The following is a 22,873-nucleotide window of genomic DNA, read 5'->3' on the forward strand; positions in this document are numbered from 1 at the left end:
AGGTCGACACGGCGGCGGACGACATGACAAGACCTCGTCAGCCCACAGGGCGACAACACGGAAACGAGTCAGTCCGCCACCGTGGCGTATCTACCACGGCGACGGACCAACCCACTCCGCGCCCCCAACGGGCGACAACACGGGAATGAGTCAGCCCGCTACCGCGTCGGCACCGCCCAAAGACGGCCCACCCAGCGTGTCATTGAGGCAGGGGAAACCTGCGGTGAGGATGTCGACGGGCTCGATCTGGGTCCAGTTGATGGTGCGAATGTCGCCGAGGTTGGGCACGTCGGGCCAGTGGTGGGCGAGGACGGTGCGGGCGTGGCGGTCGGTTTCGGCGTACCAGGCGAGCCGACCACCGAGCACCAGCTCGACGGCCATGTCGAGGCCGCCGTACCCGCTGCACACCGATCCGATGCGTGGCCCGGGAGACTCACTCACGCCCCCACCCTGGGCGGAACTGGGGGTCACTCATTGGCCGCCGCCATCGGTTGGGACTCTGGGGGACGGCGGAAGATCAGCACGTCCTCGTGCGTGATCAGGTGCAGGGGTGTGCCTCCGGCGCGGGCCTTGCGCACGGCTTGAAGTTGGAAGAAGGACGGTCGGGCGACGAGGTGTCCGTCGCGAACTGCCGCGAGCAGCGCCACGCACCGCTCGGTCGGGATCAGGCCGGCGCGCACGCCGGCGGCGATGACCGCCGACGGCAGGTCGACCAGTTGGCCGTTCTTGCGCCATGGCCGGGCGGTGACCACCACGGTGCCGCCGGGGCGCAGCAGGGCCGCACAGCCGGTGAGGATCTGCGCGAAGCCGTCGGCGAGGCCAGTGAGGTCGCGGTAGGCGAGGTTGCCGCGGTCGGCGCCGTCGTTGTAGGCGTTGTCGAACTTCGCCACCCCGTCGGCTCCGGGCCGGACCAGGCCGTGCACGGTCGGCCCATACGGCGGCGAGGTGACCACGAGGGCCACCTGCCCGGTGAGGGCGGCGGGCAGCAGGGACCGCAGGCGGGTGGCGTCGCCGCGAACCACGGAGGCCCGCCCGGTGGCGCCTAGGTGATGGGCGTGGGTGATGTTGGCGTCGGCGATGTTCGACCAGCGGGACTCGTACTCCACGCCGACGGCGTCGCGGCCGGCGTGGATGGCCTCGACCAGGGTGGTGCCGATCCCGCACATCGGATCCAGCACGAGGTCTCCCGGCTGGGTGTAGGCGTGCACGGCGTGCGCCGCGATCGCGGGGAGCATCCGGGCGGGGTGTCTGACCGACTCGGGCACGTAGCGGCCGCGGCGTTGCACCGGCCCGGTCTGCTGGGCGGTCGCCCATACCGACAGGCCCTGCGGCTCGTCGGGCGTGCGGTGGTGTGTGTCGGTATCGCGGTGACGGGCCCCGTCGCCGCGGATGTCGGCCGCGCTGACCGGCTGGGTGGGCTCGGTGGGCGATGGGGTGTGCTCAACCACGGCGCTCACCGCCGTTGCGCTGCCGCGGCGCCGGCATCGTGGCCGGGCTGAATACGAGAAGGTCCGCGTGAACTTTGAGGTGCGCGGCCGACCGCTGCTGGTCGCTCTGATGGGTGAGGGTGAGTAGCTCCTCGTCGGTGACGTGGTAGACGAACGTGTCGCCGTCGGTGTCGGCGCTAACGGCGACGATGTGCTGCAGGTAGCCCAGGCCGACGGCTGCGGCGGCGGTGGCTACCGGGGTGAAGTCCTCTGGCCCGACCGTGGCGGCGGGGGCGGTGACGACGAGGACGAGGCAGCCGCCGGGGCGTAGCAGCCGCGCGCAGGCGGTCAGTAGCCACGCCAGCCGGGTCCGGTTGGTCGCGTCGGTGGCGTCGAGGGGCCAGCAGGCCACGACCAAGCTGGTCGCCTCCGCCAAGGACGTTCCCTGCGGTGTGGAGTCGGGGGACGGGCGCAGGTTGGGGTCGGTGAGGTCGTCGCCGAACCAGGCGCTCATCTCCGGCAGGCCGCTGTCGTCGGACAGAGCAGTCGGGGCGGGACGGATCGGCGGGGTGGCCGCTTCGATGATCAGGCTGGAGGCGTCGGTGAACCAAGCGGGGTGGTGGCGGCGCCCGCCTGCGGCGCAGAAGGTGGCCAGGGTGTGGCCGGCGGTGAGGTCGACGACCGCCTCTCCGGGGCGGCTGTAGGCGGCGACGAGGCGGTATGCCAGTCGGGCACCGATGCTGCGGCCGGTATCGGCCTCGGTGCGGGAGGTACGCCACACGGTGACCGGCACCGGCGGATCGCCGGCGACCATGTCGATCAGGGTCGGGTCGACGCCGTGCGGGTCGACGAGGTGGGCAGGGGCGGGGTGGTGCTGCGGCATGTGCTCGCTCATCTGGATGTGGGCTCCGCGCCGCGCCGTGATGCGCTGACACCCTCAAACCGGCGTTTGTCAGCTCTGGCGGACACCCCCGTTCCTGACAGGCATCTGACGGCACCGCCCGCTGGTCCCGCCGTCCGGCTCGCGACGCGGCTGGGACGAAGTGTCAGGAGCAACGCCAACCGCCGCTGTCATCACGATCAGTAACGAACCAGCCAAGCCGCGTCAATGATGGTGGTCGATGACATGGGTGCTGCGGCCAGCGCTGTCAGCCCACGGCACACTGTGACACGGTGCGCGTGTCAGAACCGCGAGTGCCACCGGTGACAGTGCCGGCGCCCCGTCGCGCCGGCCGACCGGAGCCGCTGTAGATCCGTTTTTACCGCCGAGGGCGTCGCCCTGAAGGCGGTGTCGCCGTGGCGTTGTCAGGCCGGCCGTGTGTCTGACAGAGCCCGCGCTGGCAGCCGTCCCCGTGCGGCACGGCGAATGGCACCGGCCTGTTGTCAGAGCCTTGTTGGACGACTTTCGTGGGCTCCGGCACCGCGGTAGGCGGGTAGCAGAGGCGTGTCATCCGCGACGTCCCGGGCGTCAACGCGCAGGCCAAGGCCGGTTTGTCAGACCGCTGTCAGAGTCGACCCGAGGCCGCCATGGCGCGGAGGCGATGGACGGGCCCACAGTCATCGCCGGTGCTGGCCTGGGCTGTCGGAGGCCTGCAAGGCGGCCGTGGCGCAATCGAGGCTCCCCACGCCGGGATGGCACCACCCCGGCACGCCATCGATGATCGCCTCTGACAAGGAGTGTGCGGACATGACCGTGTCCGACCCGGACTGGCCCGACTCACCGCTGGACGCCGTCGACGCCGCCTTCACGGCGCTGACCACCGGTCCCGCCCCGATGACACTCGACCTGGACACCCTCGAACCTGACACCGGCCTGCCGCCAGGTGTCATGACACTGCCCGCGCTACGGAACTGGCTCCTGTCCCACCCCCGCGCCTACACGGCCCGTGACGCGGTGTGGCGTGACCTCATCCGCCGCGCCCGCCTTGACGGCTCCTCCTGGGTCATCGCGGCGGTGGCGATGGCCATGCCGGCACTGCGCCGCCACGCCGGACAGCTGCACGCCGGTTGGTCCGGCGACGCCATCGACCTCGACGCGGAAATCCTCACCGGCTTCCTCACCGCCCTACGCGACCGCGTCGACCTGGCCAAGCCTGCCCCGTACGCGTCGTTGTGCATGGCCGCCTGGCGTGCCGGACACGAACTGCTGCGCCGCACCGGCACCGCGGTGCCGGTGGAGGACGTCGAGCATGTCACCGGCCCCCGCACACCGCACGTCCCCTACGGCCACCCCGACCTGCTCGTCCGCCGCGCCGCCCGCCTGGGCCTGCTCGAGGACACCGACCTCGACCCCTACATCGACCTGCGGCTGGGGCACCGGGCGATCGAACCCATCGCCGCGCGAATGGGCATCACCGTCGACGCCCTACGGAAGCGAATGAACGGCATCGACGAACGCCTCGCTGACGCCCTCGCCAAGGGACTACTCACCGGCGTGGTGTCTCCGCAGGCCCGCGAGTACCTGCAGAACCAGTCCGTGCTCCGCACACGGACTCGCCTCGGCCGCGCCACCACCCTGCCCAGACGGATGACGCACCCGGCAGTTGCCGCTGCCTGACCTGCGTGACATTGCCGTAGCGGGGTTCGACCATGACGGTCGGACCCCGCACGGATGATCGGTCCTCATGGCAGCCAGTCTCTGTGTGACGGCATGACCGGGGTCAGGGCCGATCGGACACCACGCGGTCCAGGGCGGGGCGGCTGAACACCACCGTCCCGGCGATCCTCCAGAGCCTGTGCAGCAGAGATGGGGCGTTCCGGATGACCTCGACGCGACGGGCAATCGTCTTAAATTCGCGCCAGCCGAGACGGTTCACGTCCAGATGCCAGCTGAGGAAGATTTTGAGCAGCAGGAACCATATAAGTGGATTGGGAAGGTCGCGGTTGCGCACGACTGCGGAGAGGGAGCGGCGCCCCCAATCCGGGCTTGACCCTACGAGGGCATTGATCGCCTCGAAGCGGACCAGGAAACTCATCGCCGGATTGTCCGCAATACGGGCGAGCCGGTCGGCCGAGTCGCCGAATGGCAGAAGGAGCGTCAGCGCGGCGCGCAGCGAGCGGGGCGTGTCCGGGTCAGCAGCCAAGGCGGCGCAAAGGTCGAACGAACGCTCCGGCACGGTCGGAATGGAGGAGGTGTATTGGATCGGCGTCGCGGGGATCCCGCAGACGGTTTCGTAATGCAGCTCGCCAAGACGTTCGAGCTGCCGTAAGGGCTCATCCGTGGCGGAGCCGAACAGCATCGCTAGGGAGGTCGCGGCCGCCACCCGGAAGCGGGCCGGCACCCCGGGATCGGCCACGACGCGTTCAAGCTCCTCCGGGTCGCTGAAGTGTCGGCCGAGCCAGGTCGCCGCCTGTAGCCGCGGCTTCGGCCTCCCCCGTACCGCGAGATCGTGCAGCGCGTCTCGGCCCTTCGCTGCTGCGGCCCGCACGTGCGCCCAGGCTCCCGTCTCATAGCCCCAGCGCTTGGCCAAGCGCGGCTCACCGGCGAGACGCCGAGCAGCGGCCCGAGAGAGATTCGCCCCGACCGTAGGCGACTGGAGCCAGGGTAGTTGGGAGACCGGCTCCCGCCAGAACTCCGTAGCATCCGCTGCCGCCAAACTCGCCAGCTCGGTGATGCTCCCCGCCTCGGCAAGACGGACGGCGCAGCCATATGTCCGAGGCAACGGCTCGTGCCGGTCAAAGACCGCCCGCAGGATCGGCACGCCACGGGCCGGGTCGCGGGCGCACACCTCGGCCGCCGCGAGGTATTGGAGCCAGTCACTCCCAGTGTCCGCGGTTCTTTCCTGCCTCGCGGTCATCGTCACCAGCGGTTCCAGGTCACCTAGGTCGGCCAGAATCTTCCCGCCTGCGAGCTGGACGAGCCGGCCCATACCGGCTTCCTCAACCAAGGCCCGTAACGGGATGAGGTCACCGTCATGGGCCAAGCGCTCAGCGGCCCCCAAGCGCTGCATGTCGCTGAAGTCGGGGTTACCGGCCTGCTGGGAGAGTGCCTGCCGACCCAGGCCGCCGAGCGCTCCGCGGTCCCGGCCGGAGGGGGGGCCAAAGAGGTTCTTCGTACGCGGGTCGACCTGCAAGCCCCGGGCTCGCAGAGCGTCCGCGGCCCAGGTGGCCGGTTCGGACGCGAAGTGTTCGCCAGCGTGCCGGAGCTGAGCGACGCCGACCGGGCGGTCGACGTCGATGACCACGTCGGCCAGCACCACCCGCGTCCACTCCGGCACGTCATTGTCCCCTGCCATGGTGGTCAGCCGCCGCAGTACGTCCTGTTCGACGCTCAGCTCGCGCAGCACGCGCAGAGCTTCCGGCGCGGTGGGGGTGTCGTCGCCCAAGTGAGCGAAGAGACCGTCCAGCACTGTGGCCCGTGTCGGGTCATCTACCGGGACGCCGTCGGCAATCATGTCGGCGGCCGTGATGATGCCCTTGTCAGCGACGAGAGAGCGGACCATCGTGTCGGCGTCGGGGCGGCGGGCCGCAGCGAAGGCGGCCAGGCTGCGGGCCGCGGGGTTGGCGGCCATGACACGCCAGCGCGCGGCGTCGAAGCTGTCGGCCATAGCCCGCGCGCAGAGGAACTCAGCGAAACTCTGGTGCAGAAACGCGAGCTGCCCGTGCCGCATCCCGAAGAGCCCGGTGCTACGTAGTAGGTCCTCAATCTGCCTGCGGGCGTCGGGAACGGTGTCGGTCAGACGGTGGGGCGCGTTTGAGTCAAGACAGGCGAGGGCGGCGGCGCACAGGTCGGCGTTCGGCCGGGCGATGCGGGCCACGCCGACGGCGTCGAGCATGCGAGCGATCACGTCGTAGAACTCGTCTTTCAACCATGTGGCGATCGCCAGGCCGGCACGGCCCCGTCCCTGCAGCGCGTCCACCAGGGACGCTTTCGCCTCCGAAAGTTCGTGGCGGCCGTCGAGGAGGTGCTCGACGAACCTCGCGTAGAGATGAGCGCGACTGGCCGGCAGGGCACCCCCGTCGGCCTGCTCGTAGACCATCGCCGCAATCGTGGCAAGCAGCGGAACGCGGGCCACCGGGCCGAGCCGGGCGCCCGTCACCCGGGTGAGGAAGAGGGCGGCCTCGCGCGCGGCGGCCTCCGGGTCGTGCGGCAGGCGAGCGGTGAACCAGCGCCGCGCGAAGTCGGCGAGGTCAGCCCGGTCGAAGGGACGCAGCTCGTACTCGGTGACCCGCGTACTCCTCAGCGTGGCGAGTTCGGCGTCGGGCAGAGGGCGGGACGTCACCAGGAAACGATGAGTGACGTCGCCCTCGCGGAGGAGGCTGCGCAGTTCCCAGAGCAGTCGTGAACGATCGTGGGCGTTCACCACCTCGTCGACGCCGTCGACGATCACGTGCCAGCGTCCGCCGGGCACCGGCGGCTCCGCGAACAGTTCGGCATCCGCGGTGATACCGAGGTCGCGGGCGCAACTTAGCGAGAGCGCCTCGGGCAGCGACCGCCCCACCAGGTCGGCGGCGGTGACCGAGATCGCGAGCGCCCCGAAGTCCCCGGCGGTCAGGGCCCGGCTGGCGATCGCGGCCGTAACGGTCGCGGCGAGGGTGGATTTTCCCGATCCGGCTCCGCCGAGCAACAGCCCGTGACCGTCCCTGGTAAGCAAGTCGTCAACGCTCACGAGCGCCCGGTGCTGCCCCCCACTCACACCGCCGACCGCGGGACGCTGCCGGACGTACACGTCGGACAATGCAGGCGCCGACCAGCCGACGAAGAAGCGGTATCGATGCCGGGCAGCGTCGTCCTTGAGACGCCGCATCAGCCCCATGATCTGCGGATTGACTACCAGAGTGGGACCCGAAGGGCCACGCCGCACGGCAACCATCAGCGCCGCCGCACCCACCGCCGAGGCCGCCCACGCCGACGGCTCGACCAACCAGGCCGGCATGGCCGGAACGAAACGAAGGGCGAACAGGGCGACGCAAAGCGTCAACAACGACCAGGGCATCCGGCGCCGACGACCGGTAGCGCCACGGGCACGGAGCTCAGCGCGTATTGCCACGAGCAGCGCGGTGACTCCTGCGGCAGCGCCCACCATGGATGCGATCTGGTCGCCGGTTTCCAGCCAAGCGGCCGCGCGATCCATGACACGGATGGTAGCCGCGCAACAACGCGTAGGCTTCCGCCGCTTGGCGGGCTCTCCGCCGAGGACAATGACAGCAAGTCAATGACGGCCAACTCCGCTCAAGATCGAGGGCGCGCTTCTCCGCCGAGGCGCATGGGTTGTCGTTGAAACCGAAGGCTGGATCGAAGACAGGGCACCCCGGTCCTCCGTTCCCACCGATGAAGGTCGTTACGTACCTGTGCACGTTCGGCTCGACCCGATTGGGCCCGTTGACCCATACGTCGACACCCCTCGGGAGCAGCACCGGGCTGGGCCCGCGCGTCACGGTCCACTTGTAGGACACGGTGTGCCGGTTTGCCAGAACTCGATAACCGGCGATCCGCGCTGTCAGCACCACGCGCCCGGCCCGTGAGGTTCCTACTGCGCCACCGTCTCATCTGCGCTGTCAGATGCGGGGTTTCGCTGTCAGACCCGTGTCAGGTCGAAGGGTGTCCGTCAGAGCTGACAAACGCCGGTTTGAGGGTGCGGAACTTTTCCCGCGACGCTGATCGAGGCGTTGCGGGGGTTCCGCCCGCCGCCGGGCCCCAAGGTTGGGGTCGCATGCGAGCCGAGCGCCTCGGGTGCCGCGTCGTCTTGGTGCGCTGACACCTCACCGATACCCGCCACACCCGACAGGGAGGACGTGCTCCTCCCGAGGACCTGTCGCGGCTCGAAGACGTCCCTCGCCTCCCGCCCGGCGGCGGACCACACCCGTTGCGACGCTCCACCCCTGGCAAGGGGTGGGGCCGGAGGTGACACCGCCCATGTTCCGTATCCCGGCACGTCTTCGTGCCCTTACCCGATCCCGCACCGCCCGCCGCGTGGGCCGCGTCGCCGCGGTCGCCGGCGAAGTATTGATGTTGCTGTTGGTACCCACCGCCGCGCATGCCGACTCCGGCGGTGCGGTGCTGGTGGCGCACTCGCTGCCGGTGGTCATCAACAACCTGCAGCTGTGGCTGATCGGCATCCTCGCCGCGTTGGCCACCCTGTATCTCGTCGTGGCCGGCGTCTACTGGGCCACAGCCGGCGGTGACCCGACGCAGGTCGAAAAGGCCAAGGGCGCGTTGAAGAGCGCCCTGGTCGGCTACGCCCTGGCCATCCTCGCACCTGTCCTGCTGCAGGTCGTCCGAGGCATTGTCGGGGGCTGAGCATGGGGTGGCTGTTCGACCAGATCCTGGACTGGTTGGCGGCGGCGATCCTTGCGACCCTGGACGCGCTGATCGGGGTGATCAGCAGCGCGCTGCTGATCACCCCGAACGTCACCGCCCTGCCGCAGGTGCAGGCCCTGACCGGCCGTTCGGTGCTCGTCGTGGACACCGTCTTCGTCCTGGCCTTCGTCGCCGCCGGCGTGCTCACCGTGACCGCCGGTGGCGACGAACGCTCCCGCTACACGATCAAGGACCTTCTACCGCGCCTGATCGTGGGGTTCGTCGCCGCGCATTTCTCCCAGCTGTGGTGCGGCATGCTCATCGACCTCGCCAACGCCCTCACCGCCGCCCTGACCACCGGCGAGGGTGACAGCGACGGCACGTTGCGGGCGCTCAAGACGCACACCGCCGCTGGGCAGGACAAAACTGCGGTGCTGCTGTTCGTGGTCTGTGTGGCGATCATCGCCGTGTTGCTGGCTGGTACCGCGTTCAGCGTGATCGTCCGTTTTGCTGTGGTGCTCGTCCTGACCGCTTTCGCCCCGCTGGCCTTGGCGTGTCACGCGCTGCCGCAGACCGATGCGGTGGCCCGACTGTGGTGGCGCTCCTACGCCGGCATTCTGGCGGTGCCGGTGGTGCAGGGCTTCACCCTCTACGCCGGGCAGTGGATGCTCACCGACCCCGACAACCTGCTGCCCGCACTCGGCCTGCCGGCCGATCCGGGCGGGGTGATCAACCTGTTCGTGGTGATGGTCCTGCTGTGGACGACCCTGCGGGTGCCCGCCCTGATGAGCCGCATCGTCTCCGCTTCAGGCGGCGGTGGCTCGAACATGATCGGCGCCGCGGTGCGGGTGATCCTGGTGCAGCAGGTCACCCGTACGGTCCCCGGCCTCGGCCGGGGCCTGCGGGCGGTGGGCCGATGAACGAGCGCACTGACACCGGCCGGGCGCGGATGCCCGCCGACGTCGACGCCCCCGACAAGATCGCATACGGGCTGACCTTCCGGCAGCTCGCGATCCTCGCCGTGGCTGCCCTCGCCTTCTACGGCGCCTGGCAGGCCCTGCACACCCTCGTGCCGATGCCGGCGCTCATCGCCGTCGCGGTTGTCGTCGGCGGGCTGGCCTTCGGTGTCGCGGTCGGCCGCCGCGACGGACTGTCCCTGGACCTGTGGCTCCTCGCCGCCGTGCGCCACGCACGGGCGCCGCGGGCGCTGTCGACCACCGACACGATGTCGAAGACCCCCGACTGGGTCCAGGCACCGAAGACGCCGGTGATGCTGCCGGCGCCACTGAAGTTGCCCGCCGACGCCATCGACGACGGCGGAGAGATCCGCCTCGGCGGTGCCCGGGCGGCGATGGTCGCCGCCACCAACGTCAACCTCGCCCTGCGCACTCCCGACGAACAGGCCGCCCTGGTCGACACCTTCGGCCGCTGGCTCAACAGCCTGTCCACGCCGACGCAGATCGTCGTGTCGGCCCAGCCGGTCGACCTGCACTCGGCCGCCCGCACCCTCGCCGCCGCCGCCGACGCCCTGGCGCACCCCGCCCTGGCTGACGCCGCCGCCGATCACGCCCGTTTCCTCGACGACCTCGCCACCCGCAGGGACCCGCTGCGCCGGCAGGTCCTCATCGTCACCCGCACCAGCACCGGCGAGCGGGGCGAACACGCCGCGCGCCGCCGCGCCGACGACACCGTCCGCGCCTTGTCTGGCCTCGGGGTGAGCACCCGCGCTCTCGACGGGGCGGCGGTCACGGCCGCCATCGCCGCCGCCGCCGACCCCTACCGCCCGCCCCGACCCGGCGGCCTCGCTGCCCCCGACACCGTCATCACCGGCCCGGACACCCCCACCAGCAGAAAGAGGCGCCTGCGATGAAAGCCCGCATTCGTCCCCGCACGTTCACCGGTGGTGGCCGCCAGCCCTCTGCGCTGGCGGCTACCGTCGCTCCCGCCTCGGTCGAGGTCACCCCGCGGATGCTGCGCGTCGGCGACGGATACGCCGCGACGCTCGTCGTCACCGGCTACCCGGCCGAGGTCGGCCCCGCCTGGCTGGAACCGTTGTTGTCCTGGCCGGGGCGCCTCGACCTGGCGTTGCACATCGACCCGCTGCCCGCTGCGGTCGCCGCGTCCCGGTTACGGAGCCAGCGCGCCCGCTTCGAGTCCTCGCGGCGCGCCGACGCCACGTCCGGCAAGCTGTCCGACCCCAACGTGGAAGCCGCCGCGGACGACGCCGCCGACCTCGCCCAACGGCTCGCGCGTGGCGCGGCCAAGCTGTTCCGTGTCGGCCTGTACCTGACCGTGCACGCCCGCACCGAAGACGAACTGCTCGATGCGTGCGCGCAGGTGAAAGCCGCCGCCGCGTCGACGCTGATCGAGGTGCAGCCGGCCACCTGGCGGCACCTCGCCGGCTGGACCACCACCCTGCCCCTAGCCACCGATCTGCTGCAGATGCGCCGCACCATGGACACCCAAGCCCTCGCCGCCGCGTTCCCCCTCGCCAGCGCCGATCTGCCCGCCCCGCTGCCCGGCGACCCGCCCGCCGAAGGCGGCATCCTCTACGGCGTCAACCCCGACTCCGGCGGCATCGTCTGGTGGGACCGCTGGGCGCAGGAGAACCACAACTCCGTGGTCCTGGCCCGCTCCGGCGCAGGCAAGTCGTACTTCGTGAAGTTGGAGATCCTGCGCAACCTCTACCGGCGGGTGCAGGTCGCCGTCATCGACCCCGAAGACGAATACCTGCGCCTCGCCGACGCCGTCGGTGGAACGGTAGTCCAGCTGGGCATGGCCGGGGTGAAGGTCAACCCGTTCGACCTGCCCACCGGCGACACCCGCCCCGACGTGCTCACCCGCCGCGGCCTGTTCCTGCACACCCTCATCGCGGTGCTGCTCGGCCAGCAGCCCCCGCCAGCGGAACGGGCGGCCCTGGACCGGGCGATCCTCGCCGTCTACCGGGACGCGGGCATCACCGCCGACCCCGCCACCCACCACCGGCCCGCCCCGCTGCTGCGCGACCTCGCCGACCGACTGCGCGCCGACCCCGACCCCGCCGCCGGTCAGCTCGCCGCCCGCCTCGCCCCGTGGGTGCAAGGCTCGTTCTCCGACCTGTTCGACGGGCCGAGCACCACCCGCCCCGACGGGCACCTGGTGGTGTGGTCGCTGCGGCACCTGCCCGACGAGCTGCGCACCGTCGGCACCCTCCTCGCCCTCGACGCGATCTGGCGGCAGGTCGACGCCCCCGACCGGCTGTCCGCCCGCCGGCTCGTCGTGGTGGACGAGGCGTGGCTGCTGATGCGCGACGGCGAGGGCGCCCGGTTCCTGTTCCGCATGTCCAAAGCCGCCCGTAAACGCCACGCCGGCTTGACCGTCATCACCCAGGACGTCGCCGACGTCCTCGGTACCGACCTCGGCCACGCTGTCGTCGCGAACGCCGCCACGCAGGTGCTGCTCAAGCAGGCCCCGCAGGCTATCGACGCCATCGGCGACGCGTTTGGCCTGACTGCCGGTGAACGACGTCTCCTGCTCGCCGCCCGCGTCGGTACCGGCCTGCTGATCTGCGGTACCAACCGGAGCAGCTTCGAGGCCATCGCCTCCCACACCGAGCACCAGCTGTGCACCACACGCCCGGCCGAACTCGCCGATCTCGACGAGGAGGCAGACCTGTGACCCTGTCCACCACCACCGCCGCCGCTATCGCGGCTGTCCTTCCGCCCACGCCCACGTCGGTGCCTGGTCCTTCGGGGCCGGGCGCTCGCGTTGTCGTACCCCCGACCGGGTCGACCCGCTGGATTCTCGACGCCGCCGCGTGGGTGGGGCAGCGGCCATGGCTGTTCGCCGTCGCCGCCGCCGTGCTGGTCTCCGTTGTTGCCGGGCGCAATCTGCTCGGCCTGTGGCGGCACAGCCGGCACGCCGACGGTGCCCGTCTCGTCACGATCGCCCCGCCACCAGAGGTCGACCCGCGCAGTGCGGCAGCGTTGTGGGCGAACCTCGCCGGCACCCTCACCCCGTCGCGCTGCAGGCGCCTGCTCTACGGCAGCCCACATGTCGTGTGGCAATACACCTGGACCGGACGGCGGCTGCTCATCTGCGTGTGGGTGCCCGGCACCGTCCCACCCGGCGCCGTCGAAGCCGCCGTCCGCGCCGCCTGGCCGGGTGCTGCCTGCACCACCGACGACACACCCCCACCGCCGATCCCGAAAGGCGCGGCGGCGGTGGGCGGGCACCTGCTGCTCACCGCCGCCGAATGGCTACCCTTGCGCACCGACCACGACAACGATCCGCTGCGGGCGCTGATGTCCGCCGGCTCCCAACTACGCGCCGACGAGTACGCCTGCGTGCAGGTCCTCGCCCGCCCCGCCGCACCACGGCGTGCCCTGCGTGCCCGGCGGGCCGCCGCCAGGTTGCGCGACGGCAAGGTCGCCTTCCCCAGCATCAACCCGGCCACGCCACTGCTCTTCCTCGTCGGCCTGTTCCTGCCCGAGCGCACCTCCAGCACTGCCCGACCCGCCGCAGGCCGACGGGACCCAGGAGTGGAACGCGACGTGCGGGCGATCCTCGACAAGACCGCCCATCCGCTGTGGGAAACCGCTGTGCGCTACGCCATCGGCAAGAACAGCCGGCGCGCCAACAGCGACCAGCGGCCCCGCCTACGAGGCATCGCCGACCCAGTCGCCTCGTCCTTCGCCGTCTACTCCGGCCGCAACCGCCTCACCCACCGCACCCGCATGCCCCACCCCACCGTCGTGCTCACCCAGCGGCGCCTCAGCGGCGGGTTCCTCACCTGCACCCCCGAACTGGCCGCCCTCGCCGCCCTGCCCCAAGATTTGGCCGTGCCGGGCCTGGACCGGGCCCGCGCCAAGTCCATGCCCGCCCCGGTCGCCGTTGCCACCGGCGGGCGCGGCACGAAGATGATCGGTGACGCGCAGGTCGGCGGCCACAGCGTCGCCCTGGCCGTGCCTGACGCCCGCTACCACCTGCACGTCGTCGGTTCCACCGGCAGCGGAAAGACCACACTGTTGGTGAACATGGCCGTCGACGACATCAAAGCCGGTCGCGGCACCGTCGTCATCGACCCCCACGGCGACATGGTCCTGGACATCCTCGACCGGCTTCCCGCCTCCGTCGCGGACCGGGTGGTGCTGTTCGACCCCGACCAACCCAACCCGCCGACGATCAACCCGCTCTCCGGCGACGACCCCGACCTGGTCGTCGACAACCTCGTGTCGATCTTCGGGAACATCTTCGCCAAAGCGTGGGGACCTCGAATGGACGACGTCATGCGCGTCGCCTGCCTGACGCTGCTGCGGCACGCCAACGTCACCCTGCAGCACATCCCACCCCTGCTTAACAGCGCCCAGTTCCGCTCGGCGATGACCGTCGATCTCGACGACCCGGCCGGCTTGAGTGGCTTCTGGCAGTGGTACGACGACCTCAACCCCGCCCTACGCTCCCAGGTCATCGGCCCCGTCCTCGCCCGCCTACGAGCCTTCCTGCTGCGTGACTTCGTCAAACGCACCATGCGCTACCCGAAGTCCAGCTTCGACATGGGCAAGGTCCTCGACGGCGGCGCCCTGCTCGTCCGGATCCCCAAGGGACAACTCGGCGAGGACACCAGCAAACTGCTCGGTTCCCTGATCCTCGCCCAGGTGTGGCAGGCCGCCACCGCCCGCGCCAAGATCGCCCACGACAAGCGCCGCGACGCCATGCTGATCATCGACGAGGCGCAGAACTTCCTCACCCTCGCCAACAGCCTCGACACGATGCTCGCTGAGGCCCGTAAGTACCGCCTGTCGTTGGTCCTGTCACACCAGGACCTCGCCCAGTTCCCCAAGGACCTCCTCGCTGCGGCGTCAGCGAACGCCCGCAACAAGATCTACTTCTCGTGTGCGCCCGAGGACGCTCGCGTCCTCGCCCGCCACACCCTGCCCGAACTCGACGAGCACGACCTCACGCACCTCGACGCCTATACCGCCGCGACCCGCCTCGTCGTTGACGGCCGACAGACACCAGCGTTCACGTTACGCACCCGACCACCCCAGCCAGTCGTGGGAGAGGCCACCGCGATCCGGGAAACCGTCGCGCGCACCGTCGAGGCACAGAACACCAGCGCCATCGACGCACTCGTCGACCGGTGGTCGTCTCACAGCCGCGACGGCAGAAGCACAAGGACCCGAAGCGACAACAGCCGCTCCTGACAGCCCGACCCCGACGGCGAGAACACGGCGGCGATGCCAGCGCCTCAGCGTCTGTCAGCGCCATCAGAGCGAGCCCTGATCGCCCCTTCCGCCGGCCCTTCACCACCTCTTCACCAGCGGTCAGCTCCGCCCGCCGACACCACGGCGCGCACGGGCCTGTCAACGCCGCGCACCGCCCCTGACCACCCACGGTCACGGCCCTCGCACATCCCAGACACCCCTCCCTCAGAGGGGATCCTCCTTTCCCCTGAAGGAACCCACCATGACTGCCGACCACTCCGCCCCACAGTCACTCGCGCTCTCCACACCGAACCCATCCGCTCGCCCCTCACCGCTTCGATCCCGGTCGGCTCGCCGCCCATCCCGCCAGGAACGCCTCGACCTGCTAAGACGGCTGACCCTGCGCGACCGCCAACTGCTCAACTGGCTTGCCGAGCACTACCTGCTATCCACCGACCAGATCGCCCACGCGCTGTTCCCGTCCCGACGAGCGGCCCTGCTACGGCTGGCGACGCTGCACTGCATCGAGGCCGTCACCCGCTTCGTCGACGTCACCACCGGCACCAGCCAGTACCTCTACGCCCTCGGCCCTCTCGGCGCAGTCCTCCACCCCAGCGCCTACACCGACCCCGACCGGCCCTCCGCCCGCCCACCACGCAGCAACATCGAACGCACCGAACGCATCGTCGGCAGCACCAAGCTGCGCCACCTGCTCGGCGTCAACCAACTCTTCGTCGACCTACACGCCCACACCCGCACCAACCCGAACGCCAAGCTGGCGCGGTGGTGGTCCGAGCAGCACGCCACCGCCGCCTACGCCGCCGCCGACATCCGCCCCGACGCCCACGGCATCTGGACCGTCGGCGACCACAGCGTCGGGTTTTTCCTCGAACACGACAACAACACCGAGAACCTCAACCGTGTGCTGCGCAAGCTGCGCGCCTACGGACGTCTCGCCGAGTTCGGCCCCCGCTACCCCGTCCTGCTGCGCGTACGCAGCCGCCGCCGCGAGGCGAACCTCCTACGCGCCCTCGCCGGGCTGCCCACCACCATGCCCGTGGCCACCGGCATCCACGGTGAACACCCCGCCAGCCGGACCTGGACCCTCACCACCGACCCCACGCCGCGCCGCTGGCTGCACGAACTGCCCAGCGACCACGGCCCCGACAACCCCGCCACCAACCCGCACCGCTTCACCCACCCCGACGCCGACGACCACCCCGACCCCTCACCAGCCCGCCCATCCGCCTGACCGGCTCAGGCCACCACCCGTCACCACCGGCACCCGCACCGATGGCCGCCTTAACCCGTCTGTCAGGACAGCGAGTCGCCTGTCAGACCCACCAGGCTCTGACAGGCGGTGATCCTCAATCACCCCGCAGGCCAGCGCGAGCGTCTGACAGTGCTGGTCAACGGCAACTTTCGTCCATCGCGCGGACGTGAGGCGCTGACAGACCACGCCGCTACCGTTTCCGGCAACACCACACCCCACATTCGCTCCACCCCGGTTCGGTCCCACCTCAGAATCCCCGCCGCATCCAGCGGTACGCGACGCCCACCCGCTTCGGCCGGTCGGCACGCACTCCGCGCATCGGGCCCCTCGAGGTCGCACCCACCACCCGCGCCACCTCCGCTTCCCTTCCGCACTGACCCGACCCACACCCGGTGGGCCGGGCACCCCCGCGTGCCCGCACACACCCAACGCAAGGAGGACCCACATGTCCACCCTCAATGGCACCCCACTGACCCGACACGGCAGCCGAGTGCCCGCTGTTACCTCCCGGCCGGCCCCCACCCGGGCTGCCACCGTCACGGCCACACCGGCTCCCATACGGGCCACCACCACGCGGCCGGCCGTCACGCCGGCGCCGACCATCGCCACGATGGTTATCTGCCTGCCCGACGACCTGCCCGCCGACGCGCTCACCGCACACCACCTCGACAAGCACTTCGGTGTCACCGGCACACTCACGCCCCTGTTCTGGGCAATCCCGCAGCTACGGCTGTGGCAGCGCCACCACATGATCGGCCTGCGCAAGGGCCGCCCCGCCCCCTGCGCGGGCGGACCAGTGACGCTGCTCGACCTGGTCGGCATGCGCCACGCCGCCGCCGTCGGCGCCGGCATCCGCCACCAGATCTGGCAGCAGGTCGTGCACGGCACCCGACCGGCCATCCCCTGGCCGGTGTTCGAAACCCGCCACCTCACCGACCCCGACCGATACCCCTACGACACCGCGACCGCGGACTTCCACGCCCAGCCCCGTGTCCACGCGATTCGCCTACACGCCGCCGCCACCCCCGGCACCGGACAACCTGGCGTCGGAGAGCTGGAGATGTACCAGGCAGGGCAGATGGCCTACCAGCACTACCGCGCCGGCAGCGCCGTCGCCGGCGACGCCATGCTCACCGCCGACGGGCGCAAACTCGCCCCGGCCAGCGACGCCCTCGCCCACCGCATCACCTACCTCGAGCAGGCCCTGGCCCACCTCGACACCCTCGATACGAACCAGCGGCTCCTCGCCGTCGCTCTCTAACCACCGCCAACTACCAGCCGGACGGCGCGCCCCTGCACCCGCCGAGCAGATCAGGCGCGCCGTCCGGCATGCACGCGTGCCCGCAGAGCAGGGCCGGCTCCTCGGCCCCCACAACTTCACCCCCAATGCGAGGAGGCACCACTGATGAGATCCCGCCACCGCGCCGCCGCCATCGCCGCAGCGCTCACAGCCGTCGAACACGCCGCCAACGCTCAAGGCTGGGACGCCCTGCCCGTCCTGCTCGGCCTGTTCGACACCACCATCCATCGCCACCAACCCCGCATCAACGCCGACGAGCTCGGCATCGACCCGGCCCTCTGGTGGCTGCACTCCCAAACCGTTCCCGGTATGCGGCTGCCCTACTGGGTGGGCCTGAAAACCCTCACCGCCCACCTCACCGCCCCCGACACCCCGCCGTGGCTGACCCGACGGGCACCCTTCGGGCATCGGCGCCTTGCCGGACTGGCGTTCCTCGCCGAGGGCCTCGACACCAGCGAGACCGGCCGCCGCGACGCCGCCGCCCACGGCCTACCCGCCAACCCCGACGGGACACCAGTACGGGCTCTGACGGCCTGCGACATCGACGGCCGGCACTACCAGATCCTCCGCATCCGCGGCAGCGCCACCACCACGACCGTCGTCCTCGACGACCCGCCCGCCCTGGTGCGGGCCACCGTCATCCCCACCTGCCTACGCCGCCTGCTCACCGCCGCACGCGATTGAGCTCGAGCCGGCCACCTCGCCACCAGCACCGCGCCTGAGGCAGGCGAATAGCGGCCAACCGCACCCACCAGCAGCGGCACCGACGCTGCCCGCACCACCGGCCATCCACCGCCGCACGACATCTGTGCAGCACGCCGGCCTCCGACCGCCGGTTGCCAATTCCCGGCGGCAGCCCTGCGTTGGGGACGCGTCCACCGTCGCCGGGTCCCTCGGGCCGAGGCGCCCCGCCAAGCCCGGCCAGCAACAGGCCGCCCTTTACCTCTTCCTCCATCCAAGCCCCTGCGGAGATCCGACGCAGCAGGCAGCAGGAACCCTGCCGTCCCGAGATGCGGTCCCTGCACTTGATCAATGCCGCTGTCGAAGCGTGGATCAGTGCGTGGACCTCGCTCCGCACCAACCCCTACGACGAAAGGACACCAGCATGACCGACCCGCACGAAGGCGCCGCACCGGTGCACAGCGCGTTCAAGGTCCTCGCCGCGCTGGCCGAACTTGGCGAGACCACCGCCGCCGCGATCGCCGAGCACGCCGGCCTCGGCTACTCCACCACCACCCCGAAGCTGCGTGCGTGGGAGGGATCCGGACAGGCCGAGCGGTTCCGTACCGATGACGGCCGCACCCTGTGGCGGCTCACCGACTCCGGCCGCGCCGCCACCGCCACCCCACACCCCACGACGGCGCCCGAGAAGCTCCAGGCACCCGCCGACCCTGGCACCAACAAGCAGAACCCAGCCAATGACGGACCCTCGCCGACCGCCGCAGCCGACGATCCGCAACAGCCCAACGACAGCGCATCGCCGCTGCCGCACCCTGACCAGCAACCGCAGGCCGCCCCGGAGCCCACCAAGCCCAATGAGCGGAGTGAGGAGAAGGCCGAGGCGCCAGCCGTTGCCACCTCTACTCCCATCGCCCCCACCGACCAGGACGTGCCGGGGAAGCCGACGTCCGCGCACGGGCAACCCGACGCCGAGACGACGGACGTACCAGCGCAAGACAGCCACCCAGGCACAGCGCGCCGGACCGGAGGTTCGCTGCGCGGGGCGGTGCTGGACATCCTCGAAGCCCACCCCGACCGGGCCTACAAGACCAGTGAGCTGTGCAAGCTCATCGACGCCGCGAACGCCGGCACCGGCGCGGCCAAGGCCAGCCCCGGTGCGGTCGCCAACGCCGCGACCAAACTCGCCGCCGCCGGCACGGCCGTGCAGACCGTGGAGCGCCCCGCCACCTTCCAACTCGCCCCCGCCACCGTCGGCCAGTAGCCCATTGCCAGGCAGCCCGAGGGCGGGCGTCGAAGTTGGCGCCTCACGCCCGCCCCCGGTGCTCCTTCACGTCCAAGGAGCGTGTCCGATTGTCTTCCATCCTGTACACGATCACTATTGCCGTCGGCGGGATCCTCGCCGGCCTCGCCCTTGCCGGCGCCCTGCTCTGGCGGCAGCAGCAGGCCCTGCGCGTGGCCCGCTACCAGGCCACCCACGACGAGGTCACCGGCCTGCCCAACCGGCGGCTGTTCCTCGCCCGTCTGCGCGCCGCCCTCGCCGACAACGCGCCGGTCGGGGTGGTGCTGCTCGACCTCGACCGGTTCAAAACCGTCAACGACACCCTCGGCCACGACTCCGGCAACGTCCTGCTCGACCAGGTCGGCCGGATCCTGACCCGCCTGCCCACCCCGGTGCGGATCGCGGCCAGGCTCTCCGGCGACGAGTTCGCCCTGCTCGTCGACGGCGACGCAGACGACACCGCCGCCGTAGCCCACGCCGCATGGCATCTGATCGCCGCCGGCCCGATGCGCGTGATCAACGGCGACATCGGCGTGACCGCCTCGGTCGGCTACACCCACACCCACGACCCGCACGCCAGCCCCCGGCAACTGCTCGCCGAAGCCGACACCGCCATGTACCAGGCCAAACGCTCCACCATCGGCGTGTGCGACTACCGCCCCCACAGCACGCCGTCCCCGCGCCGCAGCCGCGACCGCCACCACCGCTGACCACAACCCCTCGCATGAGCAGAAGGACCCCGCAGCCGCCGGCTGCGGGGTCCTTCCCTCTTTCCCCTTTGCCTGACAAGGGAGCCTCTGTGTTGTCCTTCCGCACCGTCCACACCCTCGCCCGTTGCCTCCTGACCACCGACGCCGACGCCGAAACGTTGGGCTGGGGCCAGCCCGTGACGCTGCTACTCATCCACGACCAGCCCCAAACCCCCGCAGGGTCGCAGCGGATGTGCGAGACACGCAGCCTGGAGTTCCCGCCGCACCGCGACGACCTGCTCACCGATGCGGCCGGTCTGCCCGCCCTGCTGCACCGCCTCGCCGCCGCCCTCGACAACCCAGATGCGTCGACGCCCTACCAGGCCACCCTCGACACCATCATCGGCCTGATCAGGGAAACCGAGCCTGACGCGCGGCTGCTGGCTTGGGCTGCCTGCTACGACACCATCGTCACCACAGTTGGGCAGCCGCGGCAGGCCCGCCGCGTCGACGCCGTCGACGCCGTCGACACCGACGGACGCCGGTACGAGGTCACCCACCTGCACGGCGAGGAGCATGCGCTGCTGCTCGTTGACGACACCCCCGCCTCGGGCGACATCCCCGCCACCTACCCGGGACTGGCCGCCGTGTTGGCCGCCACCGCCCGCTACAGCCACCCGAGCACGAGCGCGGGCACGGCATGAGCGGCCCTCAGACGCGGCCCCACACCGACCCCGACGAGCCGATCTTCGGCATGGGCGGGGCTGACGGGGCGTCTCTGCGCTGCCTGGTCTGCGACGCGGTCGACGAGATCGTCCAGGACGAGATGCCGTCGATGGCCGGTTACGGCGAGGACACCTACATGCGATGCACCCGCTGCGGGTCGGCGGAGATCACCGACCCGATCTTCGGCTGGCGCGCCAAGCCCGCCACCTGGCCGCCCCACCCAGAGCACGAGCAGCCGTAACAGCGCGCTGCCGGTGCCATCAGCCCCGGCCCGTCACGCACCGGCGCGCACACGGGCAACGGCCATCGCGATCGTGTCGGGCAGCCGACGGCCACGTGCCGCTCAGGCCATCAGCCCCACGGGGCGTCGCGTCCCGCGGATTGCATGCGCCCGCCCGCCTGGACGCGGGCGGGCGCACGAACCAACCACCTGAAGGAGCCCTGTCTCGTGAGCATCCACTGCTACGTCGGCGCCACCAACCCACGCCAGCCGCACCTGGTGAACGCCCGGTTCGTCCTCTTCGACGGCCACCCGAACGCCGCCCTACCCACTCTGGCGGTGATCTGGGCCGGCCACGCCCACTACGACACGCAGACGCTGGTCACCACCATTCTCGCCGACGACTGGGCGTACCTCGACCCGGACATCACCGCCACCACCCCCGGGTTCGCCGGCCAACCTCCGGTGCCCGGCGTCGGCATGACCCTGGCGGCCACCACCGACGGCACGGCCGGCCCGGAACCGATCACCGTGTTCCCGCTGCGCCAGGCCCAGCACCTCGACGTCGACTGGATCTACCTCATCGACTCGGCCACCGCCACGATCGCTGTGCACACCGACGACGGCAGCCGCACGGCCCGCTACCCACCCACCGCGTTCCTGCCCCCACCCGCCGCCGGCAACCGCCTGCCACAGCACGACAGGCCGTATGTGGCGGGAGCGCCGCGATGACGGCCCGTGCTCTCGCTGCCCTCAGCACTGCGGTGATCGCCGTGCTGGTGCTGTGCGCAGGTGGGACCGGTGTCCTGTTCACCGGCGGCGGCACCGCCTCCGCCGCCTGCCACCAGACGGGCGGCTCCAACGGGCAACCGCTGCTACCCACCCCCGTGTCTCCGCCCCAGGGCGGCGCCAGCGGGTGGAACAGCGAGCAGACGGCCAACGCCGCCGCGATCGTCGCCGTCGGTGCCGAGCTCAAGGTTGCGCCGCGAGGGTGGGTCATCGCCCTGGCCACCGCCATGCAGGAGTCCACCCTGCGCAACCTCGCCGGCGGCGACCGCGACTCGATCGGGTTGTTCCAGCAGCGCCCCTCCCAAGGCTGGGGCACACCCGCACAACTGCGGGATCCGCGTTACGCGGCCGGGAAGTTCTACACGGCGCTGCTGGCCGTCGACGGCTGGCAGGCCATGGCGCTGACCGACGCCGCCCAGGCCGTGCAGCGATCCGCCTACCCCGGCGCCTACGCCAAGTGGGAGGACGACGCGATCGCCCTGGTCCGCGTCCTGGTCGGCGGCACCCCCGCCGGGCCCGTCGCCGGTGACCTGGAACAGGCCATGAGCAACCCGCTGTGCCTGTTCGACGGCGGCGACGGCCAGCCCGGCAGTCAACAGGTCCCCCTACCGGCCGGGTTCACCCTCCCACCGGGAACCCCGCTGCCGGTCGTCACCGCGATCGGCTGGGCCCTGGCGCAGCGCGGATCCCCGTACACCTTCGGTGGGGACTGCACCGCACCCCACTCCGGCATCCCCGCACGCCAGTGCGACTGCTCGTCGCTGATGCAGCAGGCATACCGGGCCGCTGGCATCACCATCGCGCGCACCACCAGCGAACAGGTCCACGCCGGCACCGCGGTCGGCGACTACTCGAACCTGCGGCCCGGGGACCTGCTGTTCATCCCGGGCAGCCGCGGCAGCACCAGCCGCCCCGGCCACGTCGGCATGTACCTCGGACAGGGACTCATCGTGCAGGCCCCGCACAGCGGTGACGTCGTCAAGACCAGCCGCCTGTCCGCGTGGGCCAATCAACTCGCCGCCGTACGCCGCATCGTCCACTAACCACCAATCCCGTGAAGGAGA

Annotated in this window: 19 protein-coding genes; 15 read left to right on the forward strand and 4 right to left on the reverse strand. The window is 71.1% G+C overall.

The window, feature by feature from the left end; all coding sequences use genetic code 11:
* Positions 1 to 150: 150 nt before the first annotated feature.
* The 3 genes from ACGFIR_RS09430 to ACGFIR_RS09440 are packed head-to-tail and all read right to left on the reverse strand — an operon-like array spanning position 151 to position 2,322.
* Positions 151 to 441 carry a DNA cytosine methyltransferase gene (locus ACGFIR_RS09430; RefSeq protein ID WP_393144163.1) on the reverse strand — a complete coding sequence of 97 codons (291 nt, stop codon included), beginning with the start codon at positions 439 to 441 and terminating at the stop codon, positions 151 to 153.
* Between the two features lie 26 nt (positions 442 to 467).
* Positions 468 to 1,457, reverse strand: a complete 990-nt coding sequence (locus ACGFIR_RS09435) for a TRM11 family SAM-dependent methyltransferase (RefSeq protein WP_393144165.1) — start codon at positions 1,455 to 1,457, stop codon at positions 468 to 470.
* Complete coding sequence (locus ACGFIR_RS09440; protein ID WP_393144167.1) at positions 1,441 to 2,322, reverse strand: hypothetical protein; 882 nt, start codon at positions 2,320 to 2,322, stop codon at positions 1,441 to 1,443. The genes ACGFIR_RS09435 and ACGFIR_RS09440 overlap by 17 nt, the downstream gene beginning before the upstream one ends.
* Positions 2,323 to 3,114: 792 nt before the next feature.
* On the opposite strand from ACGFIR_RS09440, the gene ACGFIR_RS09445 reads away from it, so the two are divergent.
* Entirely contained in the window at positions 3,115 to 3,984 is an 870-nt protein-coding gene (locus ACGFIR_RS09445) for a hypothetical protein (RefSeq protein ID WP_393144168.1), read from the forward strand.
* Positions 3,985 to 4,087: 103 nt separating this feature from the next.
* Here the strand turns inward: ACGFIR_RS09445 and ACGFIR_RS09450 are convergent, their stop codons facing one another.
* Positions 4,088 to 7,501 (reverse strand): NACHT domain-containing protein, encoded by a 3,414-nt coding sequence (locus ACGFIR_RS09450; RefSeq protein WP_393144170.1) that lies wholly within the window; start codon positions 7,499 to 7,501, stop codon positions 4,088 to 4,090.
* Positions 7,502 to 8,283: 782 nt separating this feature from the next.
* On the opposite strand from ACGFIR_RS09450, the gene ACGFIR_RS09455 reads away from it, so the two are divergent.
* The 14 genes from ACGFIR_RS09455 (at position 8,284) to ACGFIR_RS09520 (ending at position 22,852) form a co-directional block, all read left to right on the forward strand.
* Positions 8,284 to 8,667 carry a pilin gene (locus ACGFIR_RS09455; protein ID WP_393144172.1) on the forward strand — a complete coding sequence of 128 codons (384 nt, stop codon included), beginning with the start codon at positions 8,284 to 8,286 and terminating at the stop codon, positions 8,665 to 8,667.
* Positions 8,668 to 8,669: 2 nt separating this feature from the next.
* Positions 8,670 to 9,587: a conjugal transfer protein TrbL family protein gene (locus ACGFIR_RS09460; protein WP_393144174.1), complete on the forward strand. Its 918-nt coding sequence runs from the start codon at positions 8,670 to 8,672 to the stop codon at positions 9,585 to 9,587.
* A gap of 29 nt (positions 9,588 to 9,616) precedes the next feature.
* Positions 9,617 to 10,537, forward strand: coding sequence for a PrgI family protein (locus ACGFIR_RS09465; RefSeq protein ID WP_393144716.1), 921 nt, complete (start codon positions 9,617 to 9,619; stop codon positions 10,535 to 10,537).
* On the forward strand, positions 10,534 to 12,324 hold the full coding sequence (locus ACGFIR_RS09470; RefSeq protein WP_393144176.1) for a VirB4 family type IV secretion system protein: 1,791 nt from the start codon (positions 10,534 to 10,536) through the stop codon (positions 12,322 to 12,324). The genes ACGFIR_RS09465 and ACGFIR_RS09470 overlap by 4 nt, the downstream gene beginning before the upstream one ends.
* Before the next feature lie 59 nt (positions 12,325 to 12,383).
* A complete protein-coding gene (locus ACGFIR_RS09475; protein ID WP_393144718.1) occupies positions 12,384 to 14,852 on the forward strand; it encodes a type IV secretory system conjugative DNA transfer family protein in 2,469 nt (822 codons plus the stop codon).
* 262 nt (positions 14,853 to 15,114) lie between these two features.
* Positions 15,115 to 16,104 (forward strand): replication-relaxation family protein, encoded by a 990-nt coding sequence (locus tag ACGFIR_RS09480; RefSeq protein ID WP_393144177.1) that lies wholly within the window; start codon positions 15,115 to 15,117, stop codon positions 16,102 to 16,104.
* A 631-nt stretch (positions 16,105 to 16,735) separates the two neighbouring features.
* Positions 16,736 to 17,386 (forward strand): hypothetical protein, encoded by a 651-nt coding sequence (locus tag ACGFIR_RS09485; RefSeq protein ID WP_393144179.1) that lies wholly within the window; start codon positions 16,736 to 16,738, stop codon positions 17,384 to 17,386.
* A 144-nt stretch (positions 17,387 to 17,530) separates the two neighbouring features.
* Positions 17,531 to 18,109 (forward strand): hypothetical protein, encoded by a 579-nt coding sequence (locus ACGFIR_RS09490; protein WP_393144181.1) that lies wholly within the window; start codon positions 17,531 to 17,533, stop codon positions 18,107 to 18,109.
* Positions 18,110 to 18,530: 421 nt separating this feature from the next.
* Entirely contained in the window at positions 18,531 to 19,367 is an 837-nt protein-coding gene (locus ACGFIR_RS09495) for a MarR family transcriptional regulator (protein ID WP_393144183.1), read from the forward strand.
* 89 nt (positions 19,368 to 19,456) lie between these two features.
* The gene (locus ACGFIR_RS09500) at positions 19,457 to 20,095 is read left to right on the forward strand and encodes a diguanylate cyclase domain-containing protein (RefSeq protein ID WP_393144185.1); all 639 of its coding nucleotides are present in this window, start codon (positions 19,457 to 19,459) and stop codon (positions 20,093 to 20,095) included.
* Positions 20,096 to 20,184: 89 nt separating this feature from the next.
* Positions 20,185 to 20,778, forward strand: a complete 594-nt coding sequence (locus ACGFIR_RS09505; RefSeq protein WP_393144187.1) for a hypothetical protein — start codon at positions 20,185 to 20,187, stop codon at positions 20,776 to 20,778.
* Entirely contained in the window at positions 20,775 to 21,041 is a 267-nt protein-coding gene (locus tag ACGFIR_RS09510; protein ID WP_393144189.1) for a hypothetical protein, read from the forward strand. Before ACGFIR_RS09505 ends, ACGFIR_RS09510 begins: the two co-directional genes overlap by 4 nt.
* A 207-nt stretch (positions 21,042 to 21,248) precedes the next feature.
* Positions 21,249 to 21,752: a hypothetical protein gene (locus ACGFIR_RS09515; protein ID WP_393144191.1), complete on the forward strand. Its 504-nt coding sequence runs from the start codon at positions 21,249 to 21,251 to the stop codon at positions 21,750 to 21,752.
* Positions 21,749 to 22,852, forward strand: coding sequence for a C40 family peptidase (locus ACGFIR_RS09520; protein ID WP_393144193.1), 1,104 nt, complete (start codon positions 21,749 to 21,751; stop codon positions 22,850 to 22,852). Before ACGFIR_RS09515 ends, ACGFIR_RS09520 begins: the two co-directional genes overlap by 4 nt.
* The last annotated feature ends 21 nt before the right edge of the window (positions 22,853 to 22,873 follow it).

It is taken from the genome of Micromonospora sp. NPDC049051 (assembly GCF_043197575.1).
GTDB lineage: Bacteria > Actinomycetota > Actinomycetes > Mycobacteriales > Micromonosporaceae > Micromonospora.

What these genes read in the sequence shown, in the direction of transcription:
- ACGFIR_RS09440 (WP_393144167.1), bottom strand. Translation starts at nt 2,322, where the DNA reads ATGAGCGAGCACATGCCGCAGCACCACCCCGCCCCTGCCCACCTCGTC.
- ACGFIR_RS09445 (WP_393144168.1), top strand. Translation starts at nt 3,115, where the DNA reads ATGACCGTGTCCGACCCGGACTGGCCCGACTCACCGCTGGACGCCGTC.
- ACGFIR_RS09450 (WP_393144170.1), bottom strand. Translation starts at nt 7,501, where the DNA reads ATGGATCGCGCGGCCGCTTGGCTGGAAACCGGCGACCAGATCGCATCC.
- ACGFIR_RS09455 (WP_393144172.1), top strand. Translation starts at nt 8,284, where the DNA reads ATGTTCCGTATCCCGGCACGTCTTCGTGCCCTTACCCGATCCCGCACC.
- ACGFIR_RS09460 (WP_393144174.1), top strand. Translation starts at nt 8,670, where the DNA reads ATGGGGTGGCTGTTCGACCAGATCCTGGACTGGTTGGCGGCGGCGATC.
- ACGFIR_RS09465 (WP_393144716.1), top strand. Translation starts at nt 9,617, where the DNA reads ATGCCCGCCGACGTCGACGCCCCCGACAAGATCGCATACGGGCTGACC.
- ACGFIR_RS09470 (WP_393144176.1), top strand. Translation starts at nt 10,534, where the DNA reads ATGAAAGCCCGCATTCGTCCCCGCACGTTCACCGGTGGTGGCCGCCAG.
- ACGFIR_RS09480 (WP_393144177.1), top strand. Translation starts at nt 15,115, where the DNA reads ATGACTGCCGACCACTCCGCCCCACAGTCACTCGCGCTCTCCACACCG.
- ACGFIR_RS09485 (WP_393144179.1), top strand. Translation starts at nt 16,736, where the DNA reads ATGGTTATCTGCCTGCCCGACGACCTGCCCGCCGACGCGCTCACCGCA.
- ACGFIR_RS09490 (WP_393144181.1), top strand. Translation starts at nt 17,531, where the DNA reads ATGAGATCCCGCCACCGCGCCGCCGCCATCGCCGCAGCGCTCACAGCC.
- ACGFIR_RS09495 (WP_393144183.1), top strand. Translation starts at nt 18,531, where the DNA reads ATGACCGACCCGCACGAAGGCGCCGCACCGGTGCACAGCGCGTTCAAG.
- ACGFIR_RS09510 (WP_393144189.1), top strand. Translation starts at nt 20,775, where the DNA reads ATGAGCGGCCCTCAGACGCGGCCCCACACCGACCCCGACGAGCCGATC.
- ACGFIR_RS09520 (WP_393144193.1), top strand. Translation starts at nt 21,749, where the DNA reads ATGACGGCCCGTGCTCTCGCTGCCCTCAGCACTGCGGTGATCGCCGTG.